20 protein-coding genes are annotated in these 23274 nt (G+C 53.8%); 14 read left to right on the plus strand and 6 right to left on the minus strand.

The window, feature by feature from the left end:
• Window positions 1-20: 20 nt before the first annotated feature.
• From C4F51_RS11475 to C4F51_RS11485, 3 genes are all read right to left on the minus strand, one after another.
• On the minus strand, window positions 21-332 hold the full coding sequence (locus C4F51_RS11475; RefSeq protein WP_193909922.1) for a hypothetical protein: 312 nt from the start codon (window positions 330-332) through the stop codon (window positions 21-23).
• A 190-nt stretch (window positions 333-522) separates the two neighbouring features.
• On the minus strand, window positions 523-2988 hold the full coding sequence (locus C4F51_RS11480) for a glycoside hydrolase family 16 protein (RefSeq protein ID WP_193909924.1): 2466 nt from the start codon (window positions 2986-2988) through the stop codon (window positions 523-525).
• A 466-nt stretch (window positions 2989-3454) separates the two neighbouring features.
• Window positions 3455-4450, minus strand: coding sequence for a MerR family transcriptional regulator (locus tag C4F51_RS11485; protein WP_193909927.1), 996 nt, complete (start codon window positions 4448-4450; stop codon window positions 3455-3457).
• A 148-nt stretch (window positions 4451-4598) separates the two neighbouring features.
• Between C4F51_RS11485 and C4F51_RS11490 the strand changes: the two genes are divergently transcribed.
• The 9 genes from C4F51_RS11490 (at window position 4599) to C4F51_RS11530 (ending at window position 12393) form a co-directional block, all read left to right on the plus strand.
• Window positions 4599-5051: a PAS domain-containing protein gene (locus C4F51_RS11490; protein ID WP_193909929.1), complete on the plus strand. Its 453-nt coding sequence runs from the start codon at window positions 4599-4601 to the stop codon at window positions 5049-5051.
• A 469-nt stretch (window positions 5052-5520) separates the two neighbouring features.
• Window positions 5521-6474, plus strand: coding sequence for a YbgA family protein (locus C4F51_RS11495; RefSeq protein ID WP_193909931.1), 954 nt, complete (start codon window positions 5521-5523; stop codon window positions 6472-6474).
• Entirely contained in the window at window positions 6471-7403 is a 933-nt protein-coding gene (locus C4F51_RS11500; RefSeq protein ID WP_193909933.1) for a MerR family transcriptional regulator, read from the plus strand. The genes C4F51_RS11495 and C4F51_RS11500 overlap by 4 nt, the downstream gene beginning before the upstream one ends.
• Window positions 7396-7818 carry a nuclear transport factor 2 family protein gene (locus C4F51_RS11505; protein WP_193909935.1) on the plus strand — a complete coding sequence of 141 codons (423 nt, stop codon included), beginning with the start codon at window positions 7396-7398 and terminating at the stop codon, window positions 7816-7818. The genes C4F51_RS11500 and C4F51_RS11505 overlap by 8 nt, the downstream gene beginning before the upstream one ends.
• The gene (locus C4F51_RS11510) at window positions 7815-8576 is read left to right on the plus strand and encodes an SDR family NAD(P)-dependent oxidoreductase (RefSeq protein WP_193909937.1); all 762 of its coding nucleotides are present in this window, start codon (window positions 7815-7817) and stop codon (window positions 8574-8576) included. Before C4F51_RS11505 ends, C4F51_RS11510 begins: the two co-directional genes overlap by 4 nt.
• A complete protein-coding gene (locus C4F51_RS11515) occupies window positions 8573-9820 on the plus strand; it encodes an NAD(P)/FAD-dependent oxidoreductase (protein ID WP_193909939.1) in 1248 nt (415 codons plus the stop codon). Before C4F51_RS11510 ends, C4F51_RS11515 begins: the two co-directional genes overlap by 4 nt.
• Window positions 9817-10614, plus strand: coding sequence for a DUF1365 domain-containing protein (locus C4F51_RS11520; RefSeq protein ID WP_193909941.1), 798 nt, complete (start codon window positions 9817-9819; stop codon window positions 10612-10614). The genes C4F51_RS11515 and C4F51_RS11520 overlap by 4 nt, the downstream gene beginning before the upstream one ends.
• The gene (locus C4F51_RS11525; protein ID WP_193909942.1) at window positions 10595-11875 is read left to right on the plus strand and encodes an SAM-dependent methyltransferase; all 1281 of its coding nucleotides are present in this window, start codon (window positions 10595-10597) and stop codon (window positions 11873-11875) included. Before C4F51_RS11520 ends, C4F51_RS11525 begins: the two co-directional genes overlap by 20 nt.
• Window positions 11872-12393, plus strand: coding sequence for a DUF2878 domain-containing protein (locus C4F51_RS11530; RefSeq protein ID WP_193909944.1), 522 nt, complete (start codon window positions 11872-11874; stop codon window positions 12391-12393). The genes C4F51_RS11525 and C4F51_RS11530 overlap by 4 nt, the downstream gene beginning before the upstream one ends.
• Window positions 12394-12410: 17 nt before the next feature.
• Here the strand turns inward: C4F51_RS11530 and C4F51_RS11535 are convergent, their stop codons facing one another.
• Both C4F51_RS11535 and C4F51_RS11540 read right to left on the minus strand, forming a co-directional pair.
• Window positions 12411-12935: a DUF3833 domain-containing protein gene (locus C4F51_RS11535; protein WP_193909947.1), complete on the minus strand. Its 525-nt coding sequence runs from the start codon at window positions 12933-12935 to the stop codon at window positions 12411-12413.
• Between the two features lie 16 nt (window positions 12936-12951).
• Complete coding sequence (locus tag C4F51_RS11540) at window positions 12952-13497, minus strand: chalcone isomerase family protein (protein ID WP_193909949.1); 546 nt, start codon at window positions 13495-13497, stop codon at window positions 12952-12954.
• A gap of 243 nt (window positions 13498-13740) precedes the next feature.
• Between C4F51_RS11540 and C4F51_RS11545 the strand changes: the two genes are divergently transcribed.
• Window positions 13741-14031 (plus strand): peptidylprolyl isomerase, encoded by a 291-nt coding sequence (locus C4F51_RS11545; RefSeq protein WP_193909951.1) that lies wholly within the window; start codon window positions 13741-13743, stop codon window positions 14029-14031.
• A 353-nt stretch (window positions 14032-14384) separates the two neighbouring features.
• Window positions 14385-15068 (plus strand): hypothetical protein, encoded by a 684-nt coding sequence (locus C4F51_RS11550; protein ID WP_193909953.1) that lies wholly within the window; start codon window positions 14385-14387, stop codon window positions 15066-15068.
• A gap of 102 nt (window positions 15069-15170) precedes the next feature.
• Here C4F51_RS11550 and C4F51_RS11555 read toward each other — a convergent pair whose 3' ends face one another.
• Window positions 15171-17366 carry a TonB-dependent receptor gene (locus C4F51_RS11555; protein ID WP_202987669.1) on the minus strand — a complete coding sequence of 732 codons (2196 nt, stop codon included), beginning with the start codon at window positions 17364-17366 and terminating at the stop codon, window positions 15171-15173.
• A 207-nt stretch (window positions 17367-17573) separates the two neighbouring features.
• Between C4F51_RS11555 and C4F51_RS11560 the strand changes: the two genes are divergently transcribed.
• From C4F51_RS11560 to C4F51_RS11570, 3 genes are read left to right on the plus strand one after another with little or no spacing between them, the layout of a single operon-like run.
• Window positions 17574-18737, plus strand: a complete 1164-nt coding sequence (locus C4F51_RS11560) for an efflux RND transporter periplasmic adaptor subunit (protein WP_193909955.1) — start codon at window positions 17574-17576, stop codon at window positions 18735-18737.
• A 15-nt stretch (window positions 18738-18752) separates the two neighbouring features.
• On the plus strand, window positions 18753-21881 hold the full coding sequence (locus C4F51_RS11565) for an efflux RND transporter permease subunit (protein ID WP_193909956.1): 3129 nt from the start codon (window positions 18753-18755) through the stop codon (window positions 21879-21881).
• A complete protein-coding gene (locus C4F51_RS11570; protein ID WP_193909958.1) occupies window positions 21874-23079 on the plus strand; it encodes a TolC family protein in 1206 nt (401 codons plus the stop codon). The genes C4F51_RS11565 and C4F51_RS11570 overlap by 8 nt, the downstream gene beginning before the upstream one ends.
• Window positions 23080-23274 lie beyond the last annotated feature (195 nt).

A 23274-nucleotide genomic window follows, 5' to 3' on the forward strand; every position in this document is an offset into this window, starting at 1 on the left:
CGGTTATCAAATCACCATCACTAAAGACGGGTAACTACCTGAAAGATTACCGTGCACCCCACAAATACGACGACCGCAACCAGCGCCGCATAGTGAATGAGTTGGCGCGCATCTTTGGCGGCTTGTTGTCGTTGCAAGGTAAGTTCATAGGACAACTGGGCAACGGCGTCTTTCACTTCGAAGGCGGCTTTATCGAGTGCCAGCGACATTTCCTGAACACCGCGATCCAGCGCACGGTCTATCATCGGCTCGACTTTTTCGTCCATGAGTTTGCCCATGGATTCGTTGACCTGTTCAAGTTCTTTGGTCCAATCGGTTTCAAGCCAGGCCATGATGGGAATTCCTCTGCAAAAATATCTACCTTAACAGCTTTTGGTAGAAACGGACGACTTGAAAAGCCGCCATACCTTTTGACCAATGCCTCAAATTTGAAAAATAAAAAAGGCGCGCAGCTTAAACTGCGCGCCTCATGTCAGCACAATCCCCGTGTGACGTCAGGAGGTTTGCTCCAACACTGTCGACTCAGGGAAGCGTCCAGCGAATATTATCCAATTGCAAATGAACACCTTGTTGCTGACCCCAGAGTGGCAAGAGTACAAAAGGTGTATCAATTTTGCTCAAATCCAATCCGCCCGCTACCAGGTCAGCAACCGGCACAGTGATCGTTTCCCAACCATTTTCGCCTACCCGGCCGATAGGAATATCACCCGACGAACAGGGGTTAACACAATCGGCTTTTACTACCAGCCCGCCGGTATTGCTGCCGTAATCCAGCACGTTGATATCAAAACTCAGTGTGCCTGCTTGCAGGGCTGTGGCGTTGTAAGGCGTAGTGGATTGAAAAAATACAATGCCATTTTGCGCCGCACTGGTGAATTGCACATCAACTACTTTGCCGCGCGCCGGCTCATCAGCATCTACCACAGCGGTTACTACATGAGGCCCGGCAGTTTGCCAAATGCCAAGGCCAAAATCCCACAGGGCATCCACGTCGTCATTAAATACGTCAAAGGTTTCGGTGAGATTTACCGCTTCAGGAATGGGGTTGATATCACAACCACCATTGACATCGGCAAGGCAAACAATGCGAATATTATTCAATTGAATATGGGCGTTACCGCGAATCGGCTCAATTAAAAACGGGTTAACAATGTGCGTGTAATCAGCGGTGGGCCGCCAGGCTTCACCATCATTGCCTTCCATGGTGTAAAAACGCACTGACACTTCTGACCACTCACCGGTTGGCGGTACATCAATTTCGTGAAAGCTCAGGTTGGGCCAGCCGCTATCCAGTTTAATACGCAAACCGGCACCGGCATCAATGCTTAACACCCGCAAATCAAATTTCATCTCTCCGAGATTTTTTACCCGGCTGTGTAAATTGTCACCAAAATGAAGGCCATTGGTTGACGTCAAAAATGCACTGCCGGCGCCATTGAATTGAATATCCCACAGCGTTTGATCACCGTCTGCATAGGCCGGGTTGGAAACCACCGTGCCAGCATCCGGGTAAAAACCCGGGGTTAATATTTCAGTAACCGGCGCACCGTCTTTGTCTTCAAGCTGCAAGGTTTCAACACCATCGCGAAATAAAGACATTTCGGCACGCACATCTGCCGGTGGCGCATGACCGACCACTTCTGTTGCCTGGTCGCCAATAGTCGCGCAACCTTTGCCGGTTAGCGGGTCATTGGCACACTGATAAACGCGTACAAAATCCACTTCCATGGCTTGCGGGAAAACGCCCGAGGGTTCCGGCTCCGGCAGGAAAGAGGCACCTACCGCCACGTTCAACACAATATGAAATAACTCATCAAATGGCTGCGCACCGCTGCCCACTTGATAACCACGCTGCTGGCCGCCCCAGTAATAGGTGAACCAGCCTGCGGAGGTTTGTGTGGCGAAATGGTGATCATCCAGGTACCAGCGAATTTCGCCTTCTTCCCATTCAACGCTGTAAGTATGAAATTCTTCCCACACATTGGCCGGTGGCGTGTAACCCGCGCCGCTGTATTGATTCCATGGCCAGGAAAAACCGTAATGCAGTGTGCCGTGCACTTCATTTTCCGGGCCGAAATCGCTGTGCCCGGGCGCGAAAATTTCCAGAATATCTATCTCCCCGGAATGCGGCCAGGCACCGTAAACGGTTTGCGATGGTAGCGCCCAAATGGCGGGCCATAAACCTTTACCGAACGGAAGTTTGGCGCGTATTTCCATGCGGCCGTATTTCCAGTCGGCCATGCCACGGGTACGCAACCGTGCCGATGAATAAGGTTTACACACGGAAACATCGTTGGGGTTGTAGTTGGGGTCTTCCTGGTTAGTGGCCGGGCCGCAGTTATGTTCGCGGTGCGCAACCAGGTTCAAAATACCGTTATCCACGAAACTGTTTTTCGGGTCATCGGTGTAGCATTGGAATTCCCCATTGCCGCCGCCCCAGCAGTTCACTTCGTTTTCCCATTTGCTGCGATCAATGTCGGCGCTGTCAAATTCATCGCTCCATACCAACGCCCACCCATTGGCGGTGCCTGCCGCCGAACTGGAGCTGGCCGCTTCACTGGATGCGTCACTGCTGGAACTTGCCAGCTCACTGGATGCTTCACTGCTTTCGACGCTGCTGCTTGCCTCACTGGAGCTGGCCGGTGTCGCAGAAGACATACTTGATGCCTGGCTGGAAATAACCAGTACCGCCGAACTTACCGCCCGCGAAGAAATACTGCTGCTGGATAGCGCACTACTGGAAGACAGGCTGCTGGAAGAACTCTGGCTGGAGACAAGGCTGCTACTGGCGGACGACTCACTGCTGTGGCTGGAAACCACTTCTTCGGCAGGCGCACTACTCACCACCGCTACCGCTGAAGAAGCAATGCTGCTGGCTACACTGGCAACAACACTGCTGCTGGCATTATTGCTGTTTGAGCTACCGCCACAGGCAGTGAGCGCAAGCATCAGGCTGACGCCTGCCGCAAGGGGAAATGCTGATTTCATATTGACCTCATTATTGGAATACGCATTCACGGTTTTATTTATTGTTAAAAACGGAACAGGGGAATGCAGGTTTGGCTGGTGCCGGCAGGATGAAAGGAACCGATGCTTTTTCCGAATTATGGTGTTATGAAAAAGTCGATGAACAATGATTTCACGCTGCGTTGAATATCATCACCCACCATGGAGCCGGGGTCGTCCCACTTTGGTAGCAGCCATCAACATGACACCATTCCACTTTACGCAACCAAATATGGGAATGATTTGCCCGCCATGGAATACCGCCGGTTCACAATCGCGCAGACATGGGCAAGGCTACGGCAACAAATAGAAAGGCAAACTGAACAGGCAGCGAATTGATCAAGCGGGATATTGAAGAGAGACAATTTGAAGAGAGCGACTTGAAGAGCAACGGTTAAAGAGAAACGAAGCTACAGGAGAAAAAATATTAAAAGATACCTGCACCCACTCAGGTATCCAGATGCCCTTTGATAAACTGCTGCAACCGCTGCTGCATCAATTGCGTTTGGCCGCCAAGGCTGGCAATGGGCGAACCTTTGAGTTGATCTTCTGCCAGATCAGCGCCCAACCCGGCCAGCGCCACCGGACAGTCGATGGCCAGGACCAGTTTGCGCAATTGTTGAAGGCCATTGGCACCGGGCGGCGCCGGCGCGAAAAATACCAGCGCACGCGGCTGAATGGCCTGACAGAGCAAAGGTAATTCTTCCAATGGCTGACCAACCGCCAATACCCGCACCTCGCCACTATCCCCTCCCAACAAAAGCCCGGCGACCAGCAGTTCCAGCTCGCGACATTGCTCTGGCAAGGCTGCCAATAATATTCGGGGCTCGCCAGCCGGGCGCGCCAACTGCAAACGTTGCAGCACCCGCGCTCGCAAAAAGGCATCATAAAACAGCCATTGGCTACGCTGGCCGAAACCTGTCTGGTGCATCAACTCATGCCACACCGGCAATAACACTTCGTCAAAAACCAGTGGCAACCGCCATGAAGAAAAAATCTGGTCATACAATTGCTCAAGCCGGGATTCATCAAACGCAGCGACCGCCAGGCGAATACTGTGTTGCCACTCCCGGCAAGCCTGCAAGACATCATCAACCTGCGCCGACGCAAGCTCGCCAGCCGGGCTGGCCGCTTGCCCGGCAACCACGGGGCGTGCTGCCGCCTCAAGGGTTTTACTGCGCGCCAGCAGGTCGCCCACCTTGCTGACGGTAATGCCGCGCTCGATCCAGGTCATGATATGGCGGATGGTTGTCACATCCTGCGGGGAATAAAGACGATGGCCGCCCTCGGTACGCAGCGGCTGGATCAATCCGTAGCGTCGTTCCCAGGCGCGCAAGGTAACCGGGTTGACGCCGGTAAGACGCACTACGTCGCGAATCGGCAGCAATTCATCACTGGCAGAAGATTCGAAGGCGACAGATACAGCGTCTGGCAAGTCGGACATAACAGGTGAACCCGGGGCATTTGGTGGCCGCATTATAAATGACAAAGGTTGAATAGTGCGCTGAAATAAGGCAGCCTTCGAAACGCAAATAATGTTCAACTGGACAGGCCTTCACGTGACGCCTTTTCATGCAATCGGATAATCAAACATGATCAACGCAAAATTACTGCAACTGGTAATTGAAGCCTCCAACGATGGCATTGTGGTAGCCGAGCGGGAAGGCGAAGACAATATTCTTATTTACGCCAACCCGGCTTTTGAACGTCTCACCGGCTATACCGTAGACGATATTCTGTATCAGGATTGCCGCTTCCTGCAGGGCGATGACCGCGACCAACCCGGCTTGACCGCCATTCGCCGGGCCATTCGCAGCGATCTCCCCAGCCGGGAGATCATCCGCAATTACCGCAAGGATGGCAGCGCCTTCTGGAATGAGCTTTCGATTACCCCCGCCTTTAACGAAGCTGACCAGCTCACCTACTTTATTGGCATTCAAAAAGATGTCAGCGTTGAAGTACAAGCCACCGAGCGGGTTCGCGAGCTGGAGGCAGAAGTCGCCGCGCTGAAAAGCCGCCTTGCCGAATTGCAAGATCAACGCTGATAGCGTTTTTTGTCAGCACCTTGACGGAAGTACCGGCGCAATGTCTGTACTTCCTCTCCAGTCACTAACCCCGGCCAGGTAAAAACCAGGCTACTGTTAGCTCACCCCCACCGTCCCGCTGTGCTCTCAATTCAGCCATTCTGAAACCGTTAGCGCTTCGCTATTTGTCATCACTTTTCACCCCCATTCCCTTTCCATTTCGCTTTGTTCCTTTTTGTTTTATTGCCTCTTCCTTTGCCTCTTCTTCTGTCTTTTTTCCGAGGCTCTTTTGTCTCAGCGCATTTTTCCAATCTGCGCTCACGGCCAGGCATCAGCTTTACGCCAACCTGGGTTATTACCCCAGGTTTATCCGCACCCCGGCTTTTGCCTCAGAATGTAAAAATTGTACAAATATATTGACTTGTACAACATAAGTCTTATGCTGCAAAAGTTATACAAATATAAATAACTGTACAACAATGAGGTTCGTATGGGCACCAGCGACACTATCAGGATCGGCATAAGTGCATGCTTGCTCGGTCAACCGGTTCGCTACAACGGCGGCCATAAGGAATCCCGGTTGTGCAGCGAGATATTGGCCCGGCATTTCGAGTTTGTGCCGGTATGCCCCGAACAAGCCATCGGTTTGGGCACCCCTCGCCCGCCGATTCGGCTGGTAGGCGACCCGGCCAATCCGCGTGCGGTGGGTGTCAGCCGTAGCGATATTGATGTTACGGATGCGCTGACCGCTTTCGGCGAAAAAACCGCCCGCCAACTGCACGATATTTCCGGCTATATCCTGATGCAAAAATCCCCCTCCTGCGGTATGGAGCGGGTCAAGGTGTATCAGGAAAACGGCTATCCGGCGCCCAGCGGTCGCGGCTTGTTTGCCGCTGCCTTAATGAAAGAGCAAGCGGATTTGCCGGTAGAAGAAGATGGCCGGCTTAATGACCCGGTGCTGCGGGAAAACTTTATCACCCGCGTATTCGCCTACGCCGAATGGCAAAAATTGCTGCGCGACGGGCTGACGCGCAAGGCGCTTATTGTGTTTCACGAGCGCTACAAATATCAGCTGATGGCTACCTGCAACGAGCAATACCGCTTGCTGGGTCGTGCCATCGCGCAAAACGCCGCTACCCCGCTGGCCGATTTTGCCCCCCGTTATTTCAGCCAGTTAATGGCTGCCCTTCGCAAGCCCGCCAGCCGGGGCAGCCACAGCAATGTGCTGCAACACCTATCCGGTTATCTGAAGCGTGCCTTAACCCCATCGGATAAACAGGAGCTGCAACATCTGATTCATCAATATCGCCTCGGCATCGTGCCGCTGGTGGTGCCGATGACGCTGATCAAGCATCACTTTCGCCGCAACCCGGTGGCCTACATCCAGCGCCAGGCGTACCTGCAGCCCCATCCCGAAGACCTCAGCCTGAGGAACGGCCTATGAACTCCAATCAACCTCTCACCCGCGACACCTCCACGTCAGAAGTGCTGCTGCCTATTCGCGAAGTGGCGCTGCGCACTGGCGTTAACGCCGTTACCTTGCGCGCCTGGGAACGTCGTTACGGGTTAATTCGCCCGCTGCGCACCTTGAAAGGCCATCGTCTTTATTCCGTTGACCAGATCGCCCGCATTCACGATGTGCTCGGCTGGTTGCAGCGCGGTGTGGCGGTCAGCCAGGTCAAATTGTTGCTGCAAGAAGCTCAACAACCCGAAGAAACCCTGGACTCTTTCTGGACCGGCGGGTTACAGCAGTGGCTCGGCTATATTGAGGAATTGGCCGAGCGGCCACTGGATGAAAGCTTTAACCAGGCGCTGGCGCTCTACCCGCCGGAAACACTCTGTCGCTACCTGTTACTACCGCTTCTTGAAAGGCTGGAGCTGCGCTGGAACTGCCAATCGGCCACTGGCGTAGAGCAGGTGTTTTTTCTTTCCTGGCTGCGTAACAAACTCGGTTCCCGCATTGCCCACGACAATCGCCTGCGCAGCGGTGCCCCCTTACTCATGCTCAACCTCTCTGACCGGGTGATGGAACCGGGCTTTTGGCTGAGCGCCTGGCTGGCGAACAACAGCGACTGCCCGCTCAGCTTGTATGAGTGGCCTATACCGGCAGAAAACCTGACCTTTGCCGTCGCCAAACTCAAGCCCCGTGCGGTGGTGCTTTATGCCGATGGCTGCGTAAAACCCGGCTACCTGCGCGCCATGCTCGAAGCCGTTGACGTACCGCTGTTGCTGAGCGGCCATGCGGTCAGTATTCACCACGATATGCTGGGTTCAACGCCGGACATTCACCTCGCCGACAACCCCATCGCCACCCTGCACCGTTTACAGCAACTTAACCTCGTAGAGTCCTTCTCCGGAGCCAGCCATGTCTGATTTCCTCCAGCAATTCGCACGGGATTTTGCAGCCCTGAATGCCAGTAATCTGGATCAGCTGGGCGAGCTGTACACCCCGGACATAAGTTTTCGCGACCCCTTGCACAAGATCGACGGCCTGCCAGCGCTGAAGGACTACTTTACCCAGCTCTATGCCAACGTCACTGACATACGTTTTGAATTCCACGGTTACGACCAGGTGGCAGAAGGCGCCGGTTATTTACTCTGGACACTCTATTGTCGCCACCCCCGGCTGAACGGAGGCAACACCATTCGCGTGGAAGGTTGCAGCCATTTGTTATGGCGCGACAAGGTATATCAGCACCGGGATTATTTTGACGCAGGCGCCCTGCTCTACGAGCATCTACCCTTAATGGGATCAATCATCGCGTGGCTGAAAAGGAGGTTGGCATGAAGCGCATCTGGCTTACCGGCGCCAGTAGCGGCATAGGTGCAGAGCTGGCACGGGTTCTCCTCGCCGAGGGACACTGGCTGGCGGTCAGCGCACGCAATGCCGAGGCCCTTGAAGCATTGCGCGCGGCCTGGCCGCAGCAAGTGCTGGTATTGCCCGGCGACCTCACCGACAAGGCACAGGTCGAGGCGATGGGCGAGCAGCTCACCAATGCCTGGGGTTATGTGGATCAGGTGATTCTTAATGCAGGCACCTGCGAATATCTGGACGCCCGGCATTTTGAGGCCGACATGATTGAGCGCGTGGTCAGCGCCAATCTCTTCTCGGCGGCTCGCTGTGTAGAGGTAGCTTTGCCCTTGTTGCGCAAGGCGAGCGAGCCACATCTGGTAGCCGTTTGCAGTTCGGTAACCTGGCTGCCCTTGCCCCGCTCCGAAGCTTATGGTGCCTCCAAGGCCGCCATGCGCTACCTGTTCCAGTCACTGCGCATTGACCTTGCCCACGAAAACATTGATGTAACCCTGGTCAGCCCCGGCTTTGTTGATACGCCGCTAACCCGCGGTAACGACTTCCCTATGCCGATGCGCTGGCCGGTTGAAAAAGCGGTGGCTTACATCGCCGCCCGGCTGCCAAAACGCCCGCTGGAAATTGCCTTTCCCGGCCCTTTTATTTTTACCCTGCGCCTGCTGGCTGCTTTGCCACAAGGCTTGCAGCTGGCACTCGGAAAGCGCCTTGCCCGTTCTCATCAGGATAACCCTTCATGAAAATCGCTATTATCGGCAGTGGTATCTCGGGCCTTACCTGCGCTTACCTGCTTAACCGCAAACACGACATTACCGTATTTGAAGCCGGCTCCTGGATTGGTGGCCATACCCATACCGTTGATGTGGAAGTTGCCGGGCAGCGTTACGCCATTGATACCGGTTTTATTGTTTTTAACGACTGGACCTACCCCAATTTTATCCGCTTGCTGGATCACCTGGGGGTGGCTTCGCAGGCGACTGAAATGAGCTTTTCAGTGCGCGATCCGGAAACCGGTGTTGAGTACAACGGCAATAATTTGAACACCCTGTTTGCCCAGCGCAGCAACCTGGTGTCACCCAAATTCTGGGGCATGCTGCGCGATATTCTTCGCTTTAACCGCGAGGCAGTGGCTGACCTCGAACAACAACGCATTGCGGCGGATACCACGCTGGGCGCTTACCTTCGGGATAACGGCTACGGCCAGCGATTTATCCATCATTACATTGTGCCCATGGGCTCGGCCATCTGGTCGATGTCGCTGGCCGACATGCAACATTTCCCGCTGGAGTTTTTTGTACGCTTTTGCAAAAACCACGGCCTGCTATCGGTCAGTAATCGCCCGCAATGGCGGGTGATCAGCGGCGGCTCCCGGCAATATATTGCGCTGCTCACCGCCCGCTTTGATAAACACATTCGGGTGAACTGCCCGGTGCAACGGGTTGAGCGCGACGAAACCGGTGTAACGGTGCACAGCGCCACCGGCAGTGAACGCTTTGACCGGGTCGTGTTTGCCTGCCACAGCGACCAGGCTCTGAGCCTGCTGGCTGCACCTACCGAAAATGAACAACAAATTCTCGGTGCCTTGCAATACGCCGATAACGAGGTGGTACTGCACACAGATACCACCTTGTTGCCGCGTCGCAAGCTGGCCTGGGCGAGCTGGAATTACCGGTTGGGTAACTCCACCCGGCAACCGGCAGCAGTCACCTACAACATGAACATCCTGCAAGGCATTGAAAACGACACCACCTTTTGTGTCAGCCTCAATCAAACCGCCGCGATTGACCCGAAAAGAATCCTTGGCCGCTTTCGCTATGCCCACCCCCAATACAGCCTGGCCGGGGTGGCAGCGCAAGAGCGCTGGCGCGAGTTGCACGGCGAACTGAATACCTTTTACTGCGGCGCTTACTGGGCGAACGGTTTTCACGAAGACGGCGTGGTAAGCGCCCTGCGTGTAGCTTCCGCCTTCGGGGAGCAACTATGAACAGCGCCCTCTATTGCGGCTGGGTGAGCCATCACCGGCTGACGCCGCGCGATCACAGCTTTCGCTACCGCATTGGCATGCTCTACATGGATCTGGCCGAACAAACCGAGGTATTGGGGCTTTCGCGACTGGCCGGCAAATCGCGCTGGGCGCCGTTTGCCTTCAGAGAAACCGACTATCTACCGCACCTTACCCGGCAGGGCATATCGCTCAGTGACGCGGTGCGCTCGCGGGTGGCCGAAGCGCTGGAGCACAGGCCGGAGGGCAAGATTTGCGTGCTTACCCAGCCGCGCAGCTGGGGGCTGGCGTTCAACCCGGTGAGCTTTTTTTACTGCTTTGAAACTGACGGCAGCCTCGCCGCCATTCTTTGTGAAGTCAGCAATACGCCCTGGCGGGAGCGCTACCACTATGTGCTGCCCACCCACGCCTCGGGCGTGTCACGGCACCGGGTACCCAAGTGTTTTCATGTATCGCCTTTTTTGCCCCGCGATCTGGAATACCGCATGGCATTTACTCCCCCCGGCGAGCGGCTGCAAGCCACTATGCAAGACTGGGAAAACGAAGAAAAAATGTTTGAAGCCGTGCTGGGGCTGAAGCGCGTAGCGCTCAGCCGATCCGCCCTGCACCGCTACTTGCTGTCCTTCCCCTGGATGACCGGCAAAACGATACTCGCCATCTATTGGCAAGCGTTGCGCCTGTTGCTGAAACGTATTCCGCTGTTCAACCACGAACCTGCTATCGGTGAATATCGCACCGCGCATCTGGAGTCTCGCCATGACAAACCCTGGCTTTAACCCTGCCAATTCCGGTAGTGCACTGACCGACAGCAGCAACACCGGAATCGGCACCGGGATCGTAAAAAAACTGGTGTTGCGTCAATTGCAGCAACTGCGTACCGGGCACTTAAGCATTATTGAGAATGGCGAACGCTTGAATTTTGGTACGCCAGGTGCGGAGCTGCATGGCGAGATCCACGTCCACAATGCCGCACTCTGGCCGCTGGTAGCGGGTAATGGTTCTATTGGTGCCGGGGAAGCCTATATCCGGAATTACTGGAGCAGCCCGGATCTCACCGCGGTGGTGCGCATCTTTGTTGCCAACCTGGATATTCTTGATGCAATGGAAGGCGGGCTGGCGTTGCTGCGCAGACCTTTGATCAAAGTGCTGCACTGGCTGAACCGCAATACCCGCGAAGGTGCACGGCGCAATATTTCAGCCCACTACGACCAGGGCAACCAACTGTTCGAGCAATTGCTCGACCCCACCATGATGTATTCCGCCGCTATGTTTCGCAGTCCCGATGACACGCTGGAGCAAGCCCAGTGGAATAAACTGGATCGCATCTGTCGCAAGCTTGAACTGAAAGCCGATGATCATCTGCTGGAAATCGGCACCGGTTGGGGCAGCATGGCCATCTACGCCGCTACCTACTATGGCTGCAAAGTCACCACCACCACGCTGTCGCAAGAGCAATTCGACTACACCCGGCAACGGATTGAAGAACAGGGGCTGCAAGACCGCATCACCCTGCTACTGGAAGACTATCGCGACCTGACCGGCAAGTACGACAAACTGGTCTCCATCGAAATGATCGAAGCCGTCGGGCACCGTTTTTTGCCGGACTATTTCAAGCAGTGCGCGCACCTGCTAAAAGACGATGGCCTGATGCTGTTGCAAGCCATCACCATCCGCGACCAACGCTATGAGCAGGCCAAAAAATCGGTAGATTTTATCCAGCGCTACATATTCCCCGGCGGCGCACTGCCCTCGATGAGTAATATGTTGAACGTCATCAGCCGTGATACCGACATGAACCTGCATCATATGGAAGATTTCGGTTTGCACTACGCGCGCACACTTCGCCACTGGTACGACAACCTGCGCCGCAGCCGACACCTGCTGGAAGAATCCGGATACGACCAAACCTTCTTTCGCCTGTGGGAGTTTTACTTTTGTTACTGCGAAGGCGGTTTTCTGGAACGCAGCATTGGCACTGCCCATTTGCTACTGGCCAAACCCGCTGCCCGGCCACAACCTTTTGGTATGACCGCATGAACACGCGCGGCCGACTGGTGCTCAATGCCGGGCTGTTCCAGATCGGCTGGCTGGCCTGTGTATTCGGCGCACAACAGGGCTGGTTACTGTTAATTGCCATTGCCTGCCTGGCGGCGCATGTGCGCTGGGTAGCAGAAGATCGCAATGAATGGCGCAGCCTGGTTCAGGTGGCGGTATGCGGTTGGATTCTCGACTGCGTGCTGGGTTATGTGGGCGTTTTCGACTTTGGTGACAACCACCTGCTGCTGCCTTTGTGGCTGGCGCTACTCTGGCTGCTATTTGCCAGCACCTTGCGCTACAGCCTGCGCTGGACAGCGCAGCCCTGGTGGATGGGCAGTGTGCTGGGCGCCTGCGGCGGCGCCTTGTCCTATTTCGGGGGTGCCAAACTGGCCGGTGTGGGCTTGCCGCTTGGCCTCTGGCCAAGTTTGTTGCTGATTGCCGCCATCTGGGCGCTGCTGTTTCCCTTGCTGCACCGCGTGGCACGGAGCAGCATCCGCTTTAGCGATAAGGGCTGTTGAGTCAGGTGCTGCGGAGATCAGGGCTGTTTACGGAAAAATAAGGTGATTTGCCCTACCTCAAAACCGAACTTGGTCATAAACGAACGGTTGGCCATGGTGTTTTCATCAATCAGATACATCCAGTCATCCAGATGAACATCGTACACCTTGCCATCCACCGGCAGGCTCAATACATAACGCCAGCGAAACGTATTACCGGAAACCTCTCCCAACGCCTCACCCACGACATCTCCTGCGGTACCGCGCCACTTGCCATCGCCGGTGGGTGTCAGCGTCCATACACGCTTTTGCGTGCTGCCATCGTCGTAAGTAAAGGACTCGTCAAGAATCAGGTTTTCACCTTCCGAATAGCCGTGAATATCCACATAAAAACGCCGCACCACCTCGCCGGAGCGTTTTTGAAACATGCCCCAGGCCTCAACCTTACCCTCAAAAAACTGCCGCAAATCCAACGCCGGGGTGGCTTGCTGGTAGGTTTGCACCTCAACCCCGCTACAGCTCGCCAAACCGATACACAGCAACAACACTATTTTTTTCAGCATGACGATCTCCTCGGGTTCAGGGTTGTTGCGGGCCAAGTAATTGGCTGCGAAGTTTGGGGTTGCGGGTGCGCGGGTCGAGCCAAATGGCAAAAAACGCCCGCGCAAACGCCTCATCTTTTACCTGGTGCTGCAAGGTGTCACCGAAATAAAAACGCGCACCTTCACCGGGTAAAAATACGCCGGTAATACGATCACCCGCCTGCACATCCACAAACGCCAACAGCATTTCCTGCCGCCATTGCTCAAGGGACGCAGCGCTGGTATCGCCGGAGTGCAAACGTTTGATTTCTTTAAGGCTGGCCTTCACCAACTGGTCGCGGCTGATAGAACGGCGGTAAGTCAGCTCAAGAGCAAAAGGCGCTTTGCCCTCCTCCAGCTCACCGGGCGTTGCCGCGCCACTCCAAAAGTCGGCGTGATACACCGAAAAACCAAACATCCGCAGCTCACCACTGCCAACCAACCGGGCATCAGGCAAAGCCTCACGCCAATCGGCAGACACCAGCGAACTGAACAGCAACAAACTGACAAGGAAGGCTTTGAAGAAAAGTCTGGATAGCAACATAGGGATGGCATCCATAAAAGAGGGGCAATACAAACTTATACCAATTGTATTTTTTGTACAAGTTTATTTGAGGTGTGCACTCTTGGAGTAAAACCAGACTGCGCCATTAACCAGGGTGCTGTTCTGAGCACCCGTAAATCCAAAACCTGCCCTCTCGCAGGTAAGGGTGATTGAATCTACAATACGCCCAGCATCACTTTGACCTTAATGCTCAAGGTCAGTACACGCACAAAAGAGTCCACTATGAATTCAAAAAAACAATCTGCCTCCGCCCGGCATATTCTGGTTAAAACGGAAAGCGAAGCCGCGAAGATAAAGCAACTTATCGCCAAGGGCGCCGACTTTGGTGTAATGGCGAGAAAGCACTCACTTTGCAGCTCAGCCAAAAAGGGAGGGAACCTTGGCGAGTTCAAGCCAGGCCAAATGGTTAAAGCCTTCGATAACGTCGTATTCAAGCTGCCGATACATGTGGTGCACGGCCCGGTTAAAACCCAGTTTGGCTATCACCTGATTGAAACTATCTACCGTGATTAATAACGAGAGAAAAAGATGAACGTAAAAACGGTCGAACTCACCTTCGTAAAGTCCACCAAAGGCACTCATGTGTATGGATCAAACCTCGCGGATGCGCCTACCCAGTCCGTATACATTCAGCGATCAGCGCTCCCGGAAAAACCGCCTGCGGTAATTACGTTGACGTTATCCTGGGAGTGATTTTGCAAAACCAGCTTCCGCTTTGTGCTCAGACAGAGGCTGGGATGCAGATAAAAAATCAGGGTTGGCACCTCATCATGATCTGAGCAAAACGTTTTACACGAGCTATTGCCACCCCCTACGGAACTTAGTTCCGTTTCTTTACGGCTCAGCGTTAGCATTTGGAATATTTTATGGATAATAGCGATATGATGCTTAAATTGGCTATCGGTGTTGCATCAGTTTTCATCGGTTGGATGCTCGCTCAAGTCACAGGCCTAGTCAAAGACTGGTCTAAAGCACGAAAAATAAAAGTCCTTCTTCTTGAGGAATTGAGAGATATTGATAGAGAAATTGAACGAGTAATAACTTCATTCTCTAGAGACCTTCAGCTATATGGAGCCAAGGGAATTGATAATTCAGCCTGCATCGGCATAACAAATTATATTTTTTCCAATTATTACAAAGACGCCCTTTTATCGCTAAATCAAAACCAAAGAATTTCATACCAACTAATACATTCCTTGATTCGTAGGCTAAATGAAAGCTTAGATAATATTCGATGCTTAACAATAGAAATACAAAAGCACCACCAAAAAAATGGAACAACAGAAGAAACAGATAACCTAAGAAAAGAATGGGGAGAGATGATCAAAGCGGAATACATAAATGCTGCAGCTATAAGATGGCATACCCGATTTCACTTAGAGCACCAGAGCAACCCTGATCTTAGCTTGATGACGGAGTTTCACAAAAATTACCTAAAATTTCTAGAGGCTGCCCAAGAAGAGGCAAACAGATTAATCGATAGCGGCACAAAAATTGACATAACAAAGTTTGAAGAAATCTATTCTTCATCTTTTTTTGATGAGCAGTAAACTTTTTACCATAACAACGCAAGGTAAAAAAATCACCTCACCCATAAAAAATGCCAGCCGGAAAATCCGGCTGGCATTTTTGTTTTCCTGGCAAATTAATTATCAGAACTGATAGTTGGCACGCAGCAGGACGTTGCGTGGGGAGCCTGGCATGGATGAGGCGCGCCAGTATTCCTTGTCATTCAGGTTGGAAACCGCAAGGGTGATGTTCACATTGTTGACGCTGTACCCCACAGCAGCGTCGAAACGCTCATAAGATTCCAGACCTGGGGTAAAGCTTTGGGTGGTGTACAAATCGCCCATACGGGTTACGCCCACTTCAGCATACCAACGCTCGGACGGCACATAACGCACGAACAGGTTGCCGCTGTCTTTGGCAGTGTTTTGCAGGTATCTGCCCACGTTAGCAGGAGTCACTACGTCCTTACGAACTTGTGCTTCCTGCCAACCATAACCACCACGAACATAAATGGTGTCGATCAGGCGACCAATAAAGCTGAATTCCACACCCTTCGAACGGTGCTGACCTTGTACGGCCCAGGTGTAAGGATCGTTTTCCGGGTCCGGACGGTAACGGATATTATTTTTCTCGATATTAAATACCGAGATCTGGGTGTTCAAACGCTGGTTCAGCCAGTCACTTTTCACACCGATTTCATATTGTTCGTTAAATTGAGGGTCGGCATCGTACACAGCGGTGCTGCTGGTAGACACGCTCAACATGCCGCGACCGCCATAAGGAGCAAAACTTTTGTTGTAAGAGGCATAGAAACTGTGGGCTTCTACCGGCTGCCACACCACACCAACACTCGGGCTGAAAGTGCTGTCGTTATAGCTGCGGCTGCGATCAGCAGCTCCTGGCTCCAGCAAACGGTTGGTTGAGCCAAACTCATACCAGTCGTAACGCGCGCCCAATACCAGTTTTACTTCCGGCACGAGGGTAATTACGTCCTGAACAAACAATGCATGCGATTCTGCCTTGTGATGATTTTTCTGGCTCGGCGCAGGACGCGGTTGACTGTCACGCTCATTATAACGATCTGCATAATCGAACGGATTTACATAACCATAGAGCACCACCGGAGCACGGTTGCTGAACAATTCCGGCTCACGATCTTCCCAGGAAGAATCCAGACCTACCAACAGGTTGTGTTGCAAACCACCCGTCAGGAACTCACCTTTCAACTCCAGCGCGTTGGAATCAGTTTTGTTGATGGTTTCCTGCCAGGCGTAGGAATTTTGACGCACATAACCATTCCAGGTGCAGTTGCCACCGGTGAGCGTTTTGCCCGCGTCATCACAGTAAGTACCGCCGTAGAAGTGATCAAAGTTCTGCTCGGCTTCACGGTGGCTAAGCGCCCATTTCAAAGACCATTTGTCATTGAAGGCGTAAGTCAAATCTGAACGGAATACATTCAGAATATCGTCAACAAAATCGCCATCCTGCACAAAGCTGGCACGAATAGAGGTGCCTGCTGGCAGGTTTTCGTAGGAAGGGCCACGGTCCGGGCTGCGGGTGAGTTTGTCGTAGGTGTATTGCAGCGTCCACTCCAAACCTTCGCGGTTATTGAAGGTAACGCTGGGGGAAATCATGCGAATGTCGTTTTCCACCTGCGCACGGAAGCTTTCGCTGTCACCGGCTTCGGAGGTTACACGCACCGCCACGTTTTCGTTGATTACGTGGTTAACGTCAAGAGTTGCGCCGTAGTTGTCCCAGCTACCGGCGTACACGCCTACCGAGCTGTTGGATTCAAAGTTGGCGTACTTGCTGACCATGTTGATCACGCCGCCGCCAGCGCTGCGGCCGTACAGCAATGATGCAGGGCCTTTTAATACTTCAATACGTTCAATGTTGGCGGTGCTGCGGCGAATCTGGCCGCTTTCACGGATGCCATCGCGGTAAATATCACCGGAATCAGCTGAGAAGCCGCGGATGGTGATGCCGTCACCGCGCATATCGTAGTTGGTAGTAATGCCTGGTGTACCGGCCAGCATGACGCTGAGGTCATTCATGCCGTACAGCTTGTACTTTTGTACGTCGATGGTATCGATCGTCTGTGGTGTGTCCTTCACGTCCTGTCCATTACGCGTCACGCTGGCTTGCTTGTAGTTCACGTAGCTTTTGGTCGGGTCCTGCTCGCTCATGGATTCCACGACTACAGTGGGCAGCACCGCTTTTTTGCTGTCGTCCTGTTGCGCGAAGGCCGGTTGTGCTGCCGCCGCGACCAGAATAGCCAGCGCCAATGGGCGGATGGCGGTGCGCATTGGCAGAACTTGCGTGAAAGATGTTACGGACATGTGTGTTTCCCTCAAGGGTATTGTTGTGAGCGCGCGCACTATATCGAAACGCCAAAGAAATATAAATAAGAATCATTAGTGTTTTTATTGCAAATAGCTTTATGGAATGCAGTTTTTTATGCCACGCAAGCTTCCCGCAAGGATGGATGAATAGGATGTCAGCGCTCCAGGCGCCCTCTTCTTTCATCAACCTGCGGAACCGGCTCTATGCATCATTACTTGTTAAGGAAACTCCCGAGCGGTGTTATAGCGTTAACGGCGCTGTGCATCGTCAGCCTGGCTGGCTGCGAAGCCCAATCCCATGCGGATGAGCCAGCGGTGAGCCAGGCAGCCCTTGCTACCGGGTTACCGGAAGGTTTTATACAGGTGCCGCAGGCGTCACTGGCCTGGTTGACCATTGAACCGGTCAATGCCCCATCGGCGCTCGCCAACGGATTGATGTGGAGTTATGGCCGGGTAGAAATTCGCCAGGAAGAACAAATAGCCTTACCGGCACCCGTCGCTGGCAGAGTCACCGCCCTGCATGTCAGCGAAGGCGATACCGTGGCGCAAGGTGCAGCGCTGGCCACGCTGATCAGCCCGGAAGGTTCATCGCTGCGCACCGCATTCAGCCAGGCGCAGGTGGAACACGAACTGGCACTGGCCGAGGCAGAGCGCCAGCAATTTCTGCTGGATAAAGGCATCGGCATTGCCGCCGAAAAACGCCATGCCGATGCCGCCTTGCGCCAGGCGGCACAGGAACTGGCCAACGCCCGCTCGTCGCTGCGCTATCTCGGTGAAGGCAAAGGCGATGAAGTTACCCTGCTGGCACCCACCGCAGGCACCGTTATCGAACGGATGACCAGCCTGGGTATGGATGTAGAACCGGCGCAGGAACCGCTATTCCGCATTGGCAACCCGAACGCCACCTGGGTAGTCGCCGAGCTACCTGCCAATCTGCTTGCCGCGCTCAATGTAGATGATCAGGTGTATCTCCAATTTCCTGGCCAGGCGGAACTCTTGCACGGTCAGGTAGAGCGCATTAATAAAGTTCTGCAACGCGATACCTTGCGCGGCAAAGTATTTATTCGCCTGCCCGATGCCTCCGAACAGACCACCACGCTGACGCCCGGCACGCTTGCCAGAGTCGGTATTCAGGCCGCCAACGCCGGTGGCATCAACATTCCCCTCACCGCCTTGCTGATTCGCGATGAACAACAACCGGTGGTGTTTGTACAACACGACGACAACACCTTTGAAGCGCGCAGCGTTATCGCTGGCAACCCCTCCAACGGGCGGGTGCCGGTGCTTGCCGGTTTGCAAGACGACGAACGCATCGTCACCAAAGGTGGTTTGTTGCTGGATGGCGCCGCCAGCCAATTGTTGTACTGATAGCGGGAGTCTTTTGTGTTGCAGTCATTGATTCAACTGGTTGTTTACCGTCGCTGGGCGGCGGTTGTGTGCGTCGCGCTGGTGGCGATTTACGGATTTCACGCCTATCGCCAAACCGCGATTGAAGCCTACCCGGACGTTACCAATGTGCAGGTGGGCATTATTGCGCAATCGCCGGGGCTGGCACCGGAAGAAGTGGAGCGGCAAATTACCCTGCCGTTGGAGCGCGCACTTAACGGCACGCAAGGGCTGATGTCATTACGCTCTGAAAGTTATTTCGGTTTGTCGATTATCTCGCTGGTATTTGACGATGACGCCAACAGCACCGATGCCCGCATTCAGGTATCACAGCGTTTATCGCAAGCGGATCTCCCGGATGATGTCACCCCGGAAATGGCTCCCGACAATACGCCGCTGGGGAAAATTTATTACTACCGCCTCAACAGTGACCGGCACACCTTGCAGGAGCTGCGCGCCGAACAGGAACTGACCGTTACCCGGGTTTTAAAACAGGTGCAAGGCGTTGCCGATGTGGTGAGCCTGGGCGGTTTTTTAAAGGAATATCACGTTGAAGTGGATCCCTTTAAATTGATTGCCCACAACCTCAGCCTTGAAGATGTAGTTGAAGCAATTGGTGACTCCAATATCAATGTCGGTGGCGGCCTGCTAAGGCGTGGCGAGCAAGCGCTGATCGTGCGCGGCCTGGGGTTACTGCAAACCCCGCGTGATATTGAAAATATTGTATTGCCAGCCGAAGGTGATGCGCCGTTGCTGGTGCGCGATGTTGCACGCATTACGCTGTCGCACATGCCACGCCAGGGCGCCGTTGGAATAGACGGTTACGACGATGCGGTGATGGGCATCGCTTTGCTGCAACGCAATGAAAACCCGTCGCGGGTGCTGGATCAAATTCACGATAAAGTGGATCAACTGAACAAAACCCTGCCGCGTGGCATGCGCATCGAAGTGATTTACGACCGCTCCGAACTGGTCGCAGCGACTCTCTCCACGGTGCATCACAATTTATTATTCGGCGCCTGTTTAATTATCGGTGTGCTCTGGCTGTTTTTGCGCAGCCTGCGCGGCTCGTTAATTGTGGCTACAGTTATTCCGGTTTCGCTGCTGATGGCCTTTATCGGCCTTTACTGGCTGGATATGCCCGCCAACCTTATCTCAATGGGGGCGATTGATTTCGGCATTATTGTCGATGGTGCGGTGGTACTTACCGAAGCGATTATTCACAAAGCTCGCCAGGAGCGACCGCAAACCCGCAAGGCAATGCATGCGCTGATTATTCGCGCCGCGCTCTCGGTTGCCCGCCCCACGCTGTTTGCCATGGCGATTGTGATCGCCGCGTTTATTCCTATTTTTTCTCTCGAAGGTGTTGAAGGCCGTATTTTTCAACCGGTGGCAATGACCTACGCATTCGCGCTGATTGCCGCACTGATTCTCGCCATGACCTTGGTACCGGCGCTCTGCGCACTGCTGATGAAACCGGAAGCGATGTCGAGCGGCGAATCCGATGGTTTTGAAAAAACTGCACACCGTTATCGCCAGCGTTTGCAATATTGCCTGGTCACCCGTCACCGCCAATTTACTGTGGTGGGTGCAGGCATTCTGGTGCTGGTGATTTCACTGGCCATCGGCAGCCACCTCGGCACAGAGTTTTTACCGGAACTCGATGAAGGTGATGGTTATGTACTGGTAGAAATGCCCTCTTCCATCTCGCTGGAAAAAGGTCAGGAAATATTGCGCAGCGTTCGCTTGCGCCTCGGGCAATTTCCTGAAGTGATTACCGTAGTCAGCGAACAGGGGCGCCCGGAATCTGGCGACGATAACGAAACCATCAATATGGCGAAGGTGCTGATTCGACTGCAACCACAACAAGCGTGGCGTAAAGGTTTAACCAAGGAACAACTCATTGGCGACATGCGCGCAACTCTGGCGGATATTCCCGGTGTGCAATTCAATTTTGCGCAACCGATTCGCGACAGCGTTGAAGAATCCACTTCGGGCGCACGCGGCCATGTGGTGCTAAAACTCTTTGGTGCCGACATTGAAGTGATGCGCGATATTCTGGCGGAAACCCGAACGCTCATAGCACCGATTGAAGGCGTGGTTGACCTGGATCTTTATCGCGATGCACCGGCACCGCAACTGCACCTGGTATTTAACCGCGAAATTCTCGCTGCACACGGCATCACCATGAACACCGCCAACCAGGTTGCCGGGGCTGCCATCGCTGGCCTCGAAGCAACTACCTTATGGGAAGGTGAATTGGCCGTACCGGTGCGAGTACGCCTGCCGCTGGCCGACCGCATGGATGAAGCGCGTATTGCTGAAATTCCGGTCATGTCACCCGGCGGTGCACATATTCCCCTCGGCGACCTTGCCGACATTCAAATTAAAGTGGGCAACGCCGCTATTTTTCGCGAAGCCAATAGCCGTTACATGGTTTTAAAATTCAATGTAGAAGGCCGTGATATCGGCTCGGTCAGTCGCGAAGCCATCGCCGCCTTTGAAGAAAATATCACCCTGCCCGATGGTTACGAAGCCAGCTGGGGCGGCGAATGGGAAAACCAGCAGCGCGCCGCCGAACGTTTAAAAATTGTGGTGCCGCTTTCATTAGCCGTTGTATTTATTCTGCTGGTGATGGCGCTGCACTCCATGCGCAGCGCCGGGCTGATTTTGCTGAGTGCGCCTTTCACCATGGCAGGCGGTATTTTTGCGCTCTGGTTTACCGGCATCGATTTATCCATCAGCGCCGCTATCGGTTTTATCGCGCTTATCGGCCAGGCGGCGCTGGCCGGTTTGCTGGTGCTCAGCGCCGTTGACCAACGCCTGAAAGATGGCCTCGCTCCCTTACCGGCATTGATTGACGGCGCTGCACAGCAACTGCGCCCGGTATTACTGGTTACGCTGCTGGCGATGCTCGGTTTGTTGCCGATGGCAATTTCTACCGGTGTTGGCAGCGAAACCCAACGCCCTTTCGCCACCGTTATTGTTGGCGGCATGGCATTATTGCCACTGGTATCGCTGGTACTTTTACCGGCACTCTACGCTTTGTTTATTCCTGCGCGTTTGCCATCACCGTCATCGCCCTCTTCTTCCTCGTTAAATTCGGAGCAACATCCTCATGCGTAAATGGCTGTTAACAGGGCTTTGTTGTGCCAGCCTGCTGACCCAGGCGCACGCGCAATCGCTACCGGAAACGCTGTCGCTGGATGAATGGCTGGAACTGGTAGCGCAACACAACACCGAATTGCAAACCGGTGCGCTGCATCTGGATATCGCTCGCAGCCAGGTGAGTGCGGCGCGTGCCCTGCCCAACCCATCAGTTTCCTACAACCGGGAAGGCAGCGAAGAAGAATATATGATCGAGCAGGAAATTCCGCTGTTCGGCCAACGCAGCCGCCGCATCCAAACCGCACGCAGCGAACTGGCCGCAACCCATGCGCAACGTGACCTGACGCAACTGGACGTGCTGCACGATGCAGCAGCGCGCTTTATGCACTTGCAAATAGCCCAGCAACGCGAGTTGCAACAACAACAATTACTCGAAGCCACCGAACAAGCCACGCGAGTTATTGAAGGGCAATTCGAAGCCGGTTTGCGCAGTGAATACGATCGTATTCGTATGCACATTGAATTAACCGCCCGGCAAAATGCGCTTGAAGAATCACAAATAGAAACGCGCAATACCCGAATGGACCTGGCAGAGTTAATCGCCAAACCCGACTGGCAACCGCGTGCCGCAAACAACAGTATCCATTCGATCAAACAATTACCCGCTGCCGTGCGACCAACCAGTGAGTTGCCCACCGTGCGTATGGCACTGGCTGAAGAGTCAGTTAACCAGCAAAAATTACGTGAAGCACAACGCGAAGTGTGGCCAGCGCCGTCTATTAATGTCGGTACAGTACGCGATGACAATATGCGAGAAAATGTGATTGGCGTATCCATGACGCTACCGCTATTTGATCGCAATCGCGGTGCGATTTCAGCAGCTAGACTGGAAGCCCGCGAAGCAACTTTGCGCCGCGTTGAAACGACGCATTTGAGCGAGTTGCAATGGCAGAAAGCCCACCAGGAATGGCAACAGCGCCAGACTATGCTGGTGAGGTTTGAACAACAGATTTTGCCCGCCCTGCCCCGCTTGCGCACCATGGCAGAAGATGCCTGGCGCCTGGGCGAGAATAGCGTGCTGGAGATGTTGGATACATTGCAACAAATTGCGGATATTCAGAATGATTATCTGGATTTACTGGAAGCGACTTCTCAAGCGGAATTGGATTTACAAAAAGCGGCGGGATATTTACCAGCCTGGAAGCAGGCTTTTTAGATATTGGCAGCTACGGTGAAGACGGAGTTATTCAATACGTTTGTCATCCTGTTGTGTATTCCAAAAACACATGAATACATCCTTGTAGTTCCGACGAGTCATCCCTGACTCGACGGTTTTGGAATACACAACAGGATGACAAACTCACATAGTGCCGAACTCTGCGAGGATTATCCGGCTCCGCTTGCGGATATT

The organism is Cellvibrio polysaccharolyticus (genome assembly GCF_015182315.1).
In the GTDB taxonomy this organism is placed as follows: domain Bacteria; phylum Pseudomonadota; class Gammaproteobacteria; order Pseudomonadales; family Cellvibrionaceae; genus Cellvibrio; species Cellvibrio polysaccharolyticus.

What these genes read in the sequence shown, in the direction of transcription:
- C4F51_RS11475 (WP_193909922.1), bottom strand. Translation starts at nt 332, where the DNA reads ATGGCCTGGCTTGAAACCGATTGGACCAAAGAACTTGAACAGGTCAAC.
- C4F51_RS11480 (WP_193909924.1), bottom strand. Translation starts at nt 2,988, where the DNA reads ATGAAATCAGCATTTCCCCTTGCGGCAGGCGTCAGCCTGATGCTTGCG.
- C4F51_RS11485 (WP_193909927.1), bottom strand. Translation starts at nt 4,450, where the DNA reads ATGTCCGACTTGCCAGACGCTGTATCTGTCGCCTTCGAATCTTCTGCC.
- C4F51_RS11490 (WP_193909929.1), top strand. Translation starts at nt 4,599, where the DNA reads ATGATCAACGCAAAATTACTGCAACTGGTAATTGAAGCCTCCAACGAT.
- C4F51_RS11495 (WP_193909931.1), top strand. Translation starts at nt 5,521, where the DNA reads ATGGGCACCAGCGACACTATCAGGATCGGCATAAGTGCATGCTTGCTC.
- C4F51_RS11500 (WP_193909933.1), top strand. Translation starts at nt 6,471, where the DNA reads ATGAACTCCAATCAACCTCTCACCCGCGACACCTCCACGTCAGAAGTG.
- C4F51_RS11505 (WP_193909935.1), top strand. Translation starts at nt 7,396, where the DNA reads ATGTCTGATTTCCTCCAGCAATTCGCACGGGATTTTGCAGCCCTGAAT.
- C4F51_RS11510 (WP_193909937.1), top strand. Translation starts at nt 7,815, where the DNA reads ATGAAGCGCATCTGGCTTACCGGCGCCAGTAGCGGCATAGGTGCAGAG.
- C4F51_RS11515 (WP_193909939.1), top strand. Translation starts at nt 8,573, where the DNA reads ATGAAAATCGCTATTATCGGCAGTGGTATCTCGGGCCTTACCTGCGCT.
- C4F51_RS11520 (WP_193909941.1), top strand. Translation starts at nt 9,817, where the DNA reads ATGAACAGCGCCCTCTATTGCGGCTGGGTGAGCCATCACCGGCTGACG.
- C4F51_RS11525 (WP_193909942.1), top strand. Translation starts at nt 10,595, where the DNA reads ATGACAAACCCTGGCTTTAACCCTGCCAATTCCGGTAGTGCACTGACC.
- C4F51_RS11530 (WP_193909944.1), top strand. Translation starts at nt 11,872, where the DNA reads ATGAACACGCGCGGCCGACTGGTGCTCAATGCCGGGCTGTTCCAGATC.
- C4F51_RS11535 (WP_193909947.1), bottom strand. Translation starts at nt 12,935, where the DNA reads ATGCTGAAAAAAATAGTGTTGTTGCTGTGTATCGGTTTGGCGAGCTGT.
- C4F51_RS11540 (WP_193909949.1), bottom strand. Translation starts at nt 13,497, where the DNA reads ATGTTGCTATCCAGACTTTTCTTCAAAGCCTTCCTTGTCAGTTTGTTG.
- C4F51_RS11545 (WP_193909951.1), top strand. Translation starts at nt 13,741, where the DNA reads ATGAATTCAAAAAAACAATCTGCCTCCGCCCGGCATATTCTGGTTAAA.
- C4F51_RS11550 (WP_193909953.1), top strand. Translation starts at nt 14,385, where the DNA reads ATGGATAATAGCGATATGATGCTTAAATTGGCTATCGGTGTTGCATCA.
- C4F51_RS11555 (WP_202987669.1), bottom strand. Translation starts at nt 17,366, where the DNA reads ATGTCCGTAACATCTTTCACGCAAGTTCTGCCAATGCGCACCGCCATC.
- C4F51_RS11560 (WP_193909955.1), top strand. Translation starts at nt 17,574, where the DNA reads ATGCATCATTACTTGTTAAGGAAACTCCCGAGCGGTGTTATAGCGTTA.
- C4F51_RS11570 (WP_193909958.1), top strand. Translation starts at nt 21,874, where the DNA reads ATGCGTAAATGGCTGTTAACAGGGCTTTGTTGTGCCAGCCTGCTGACC.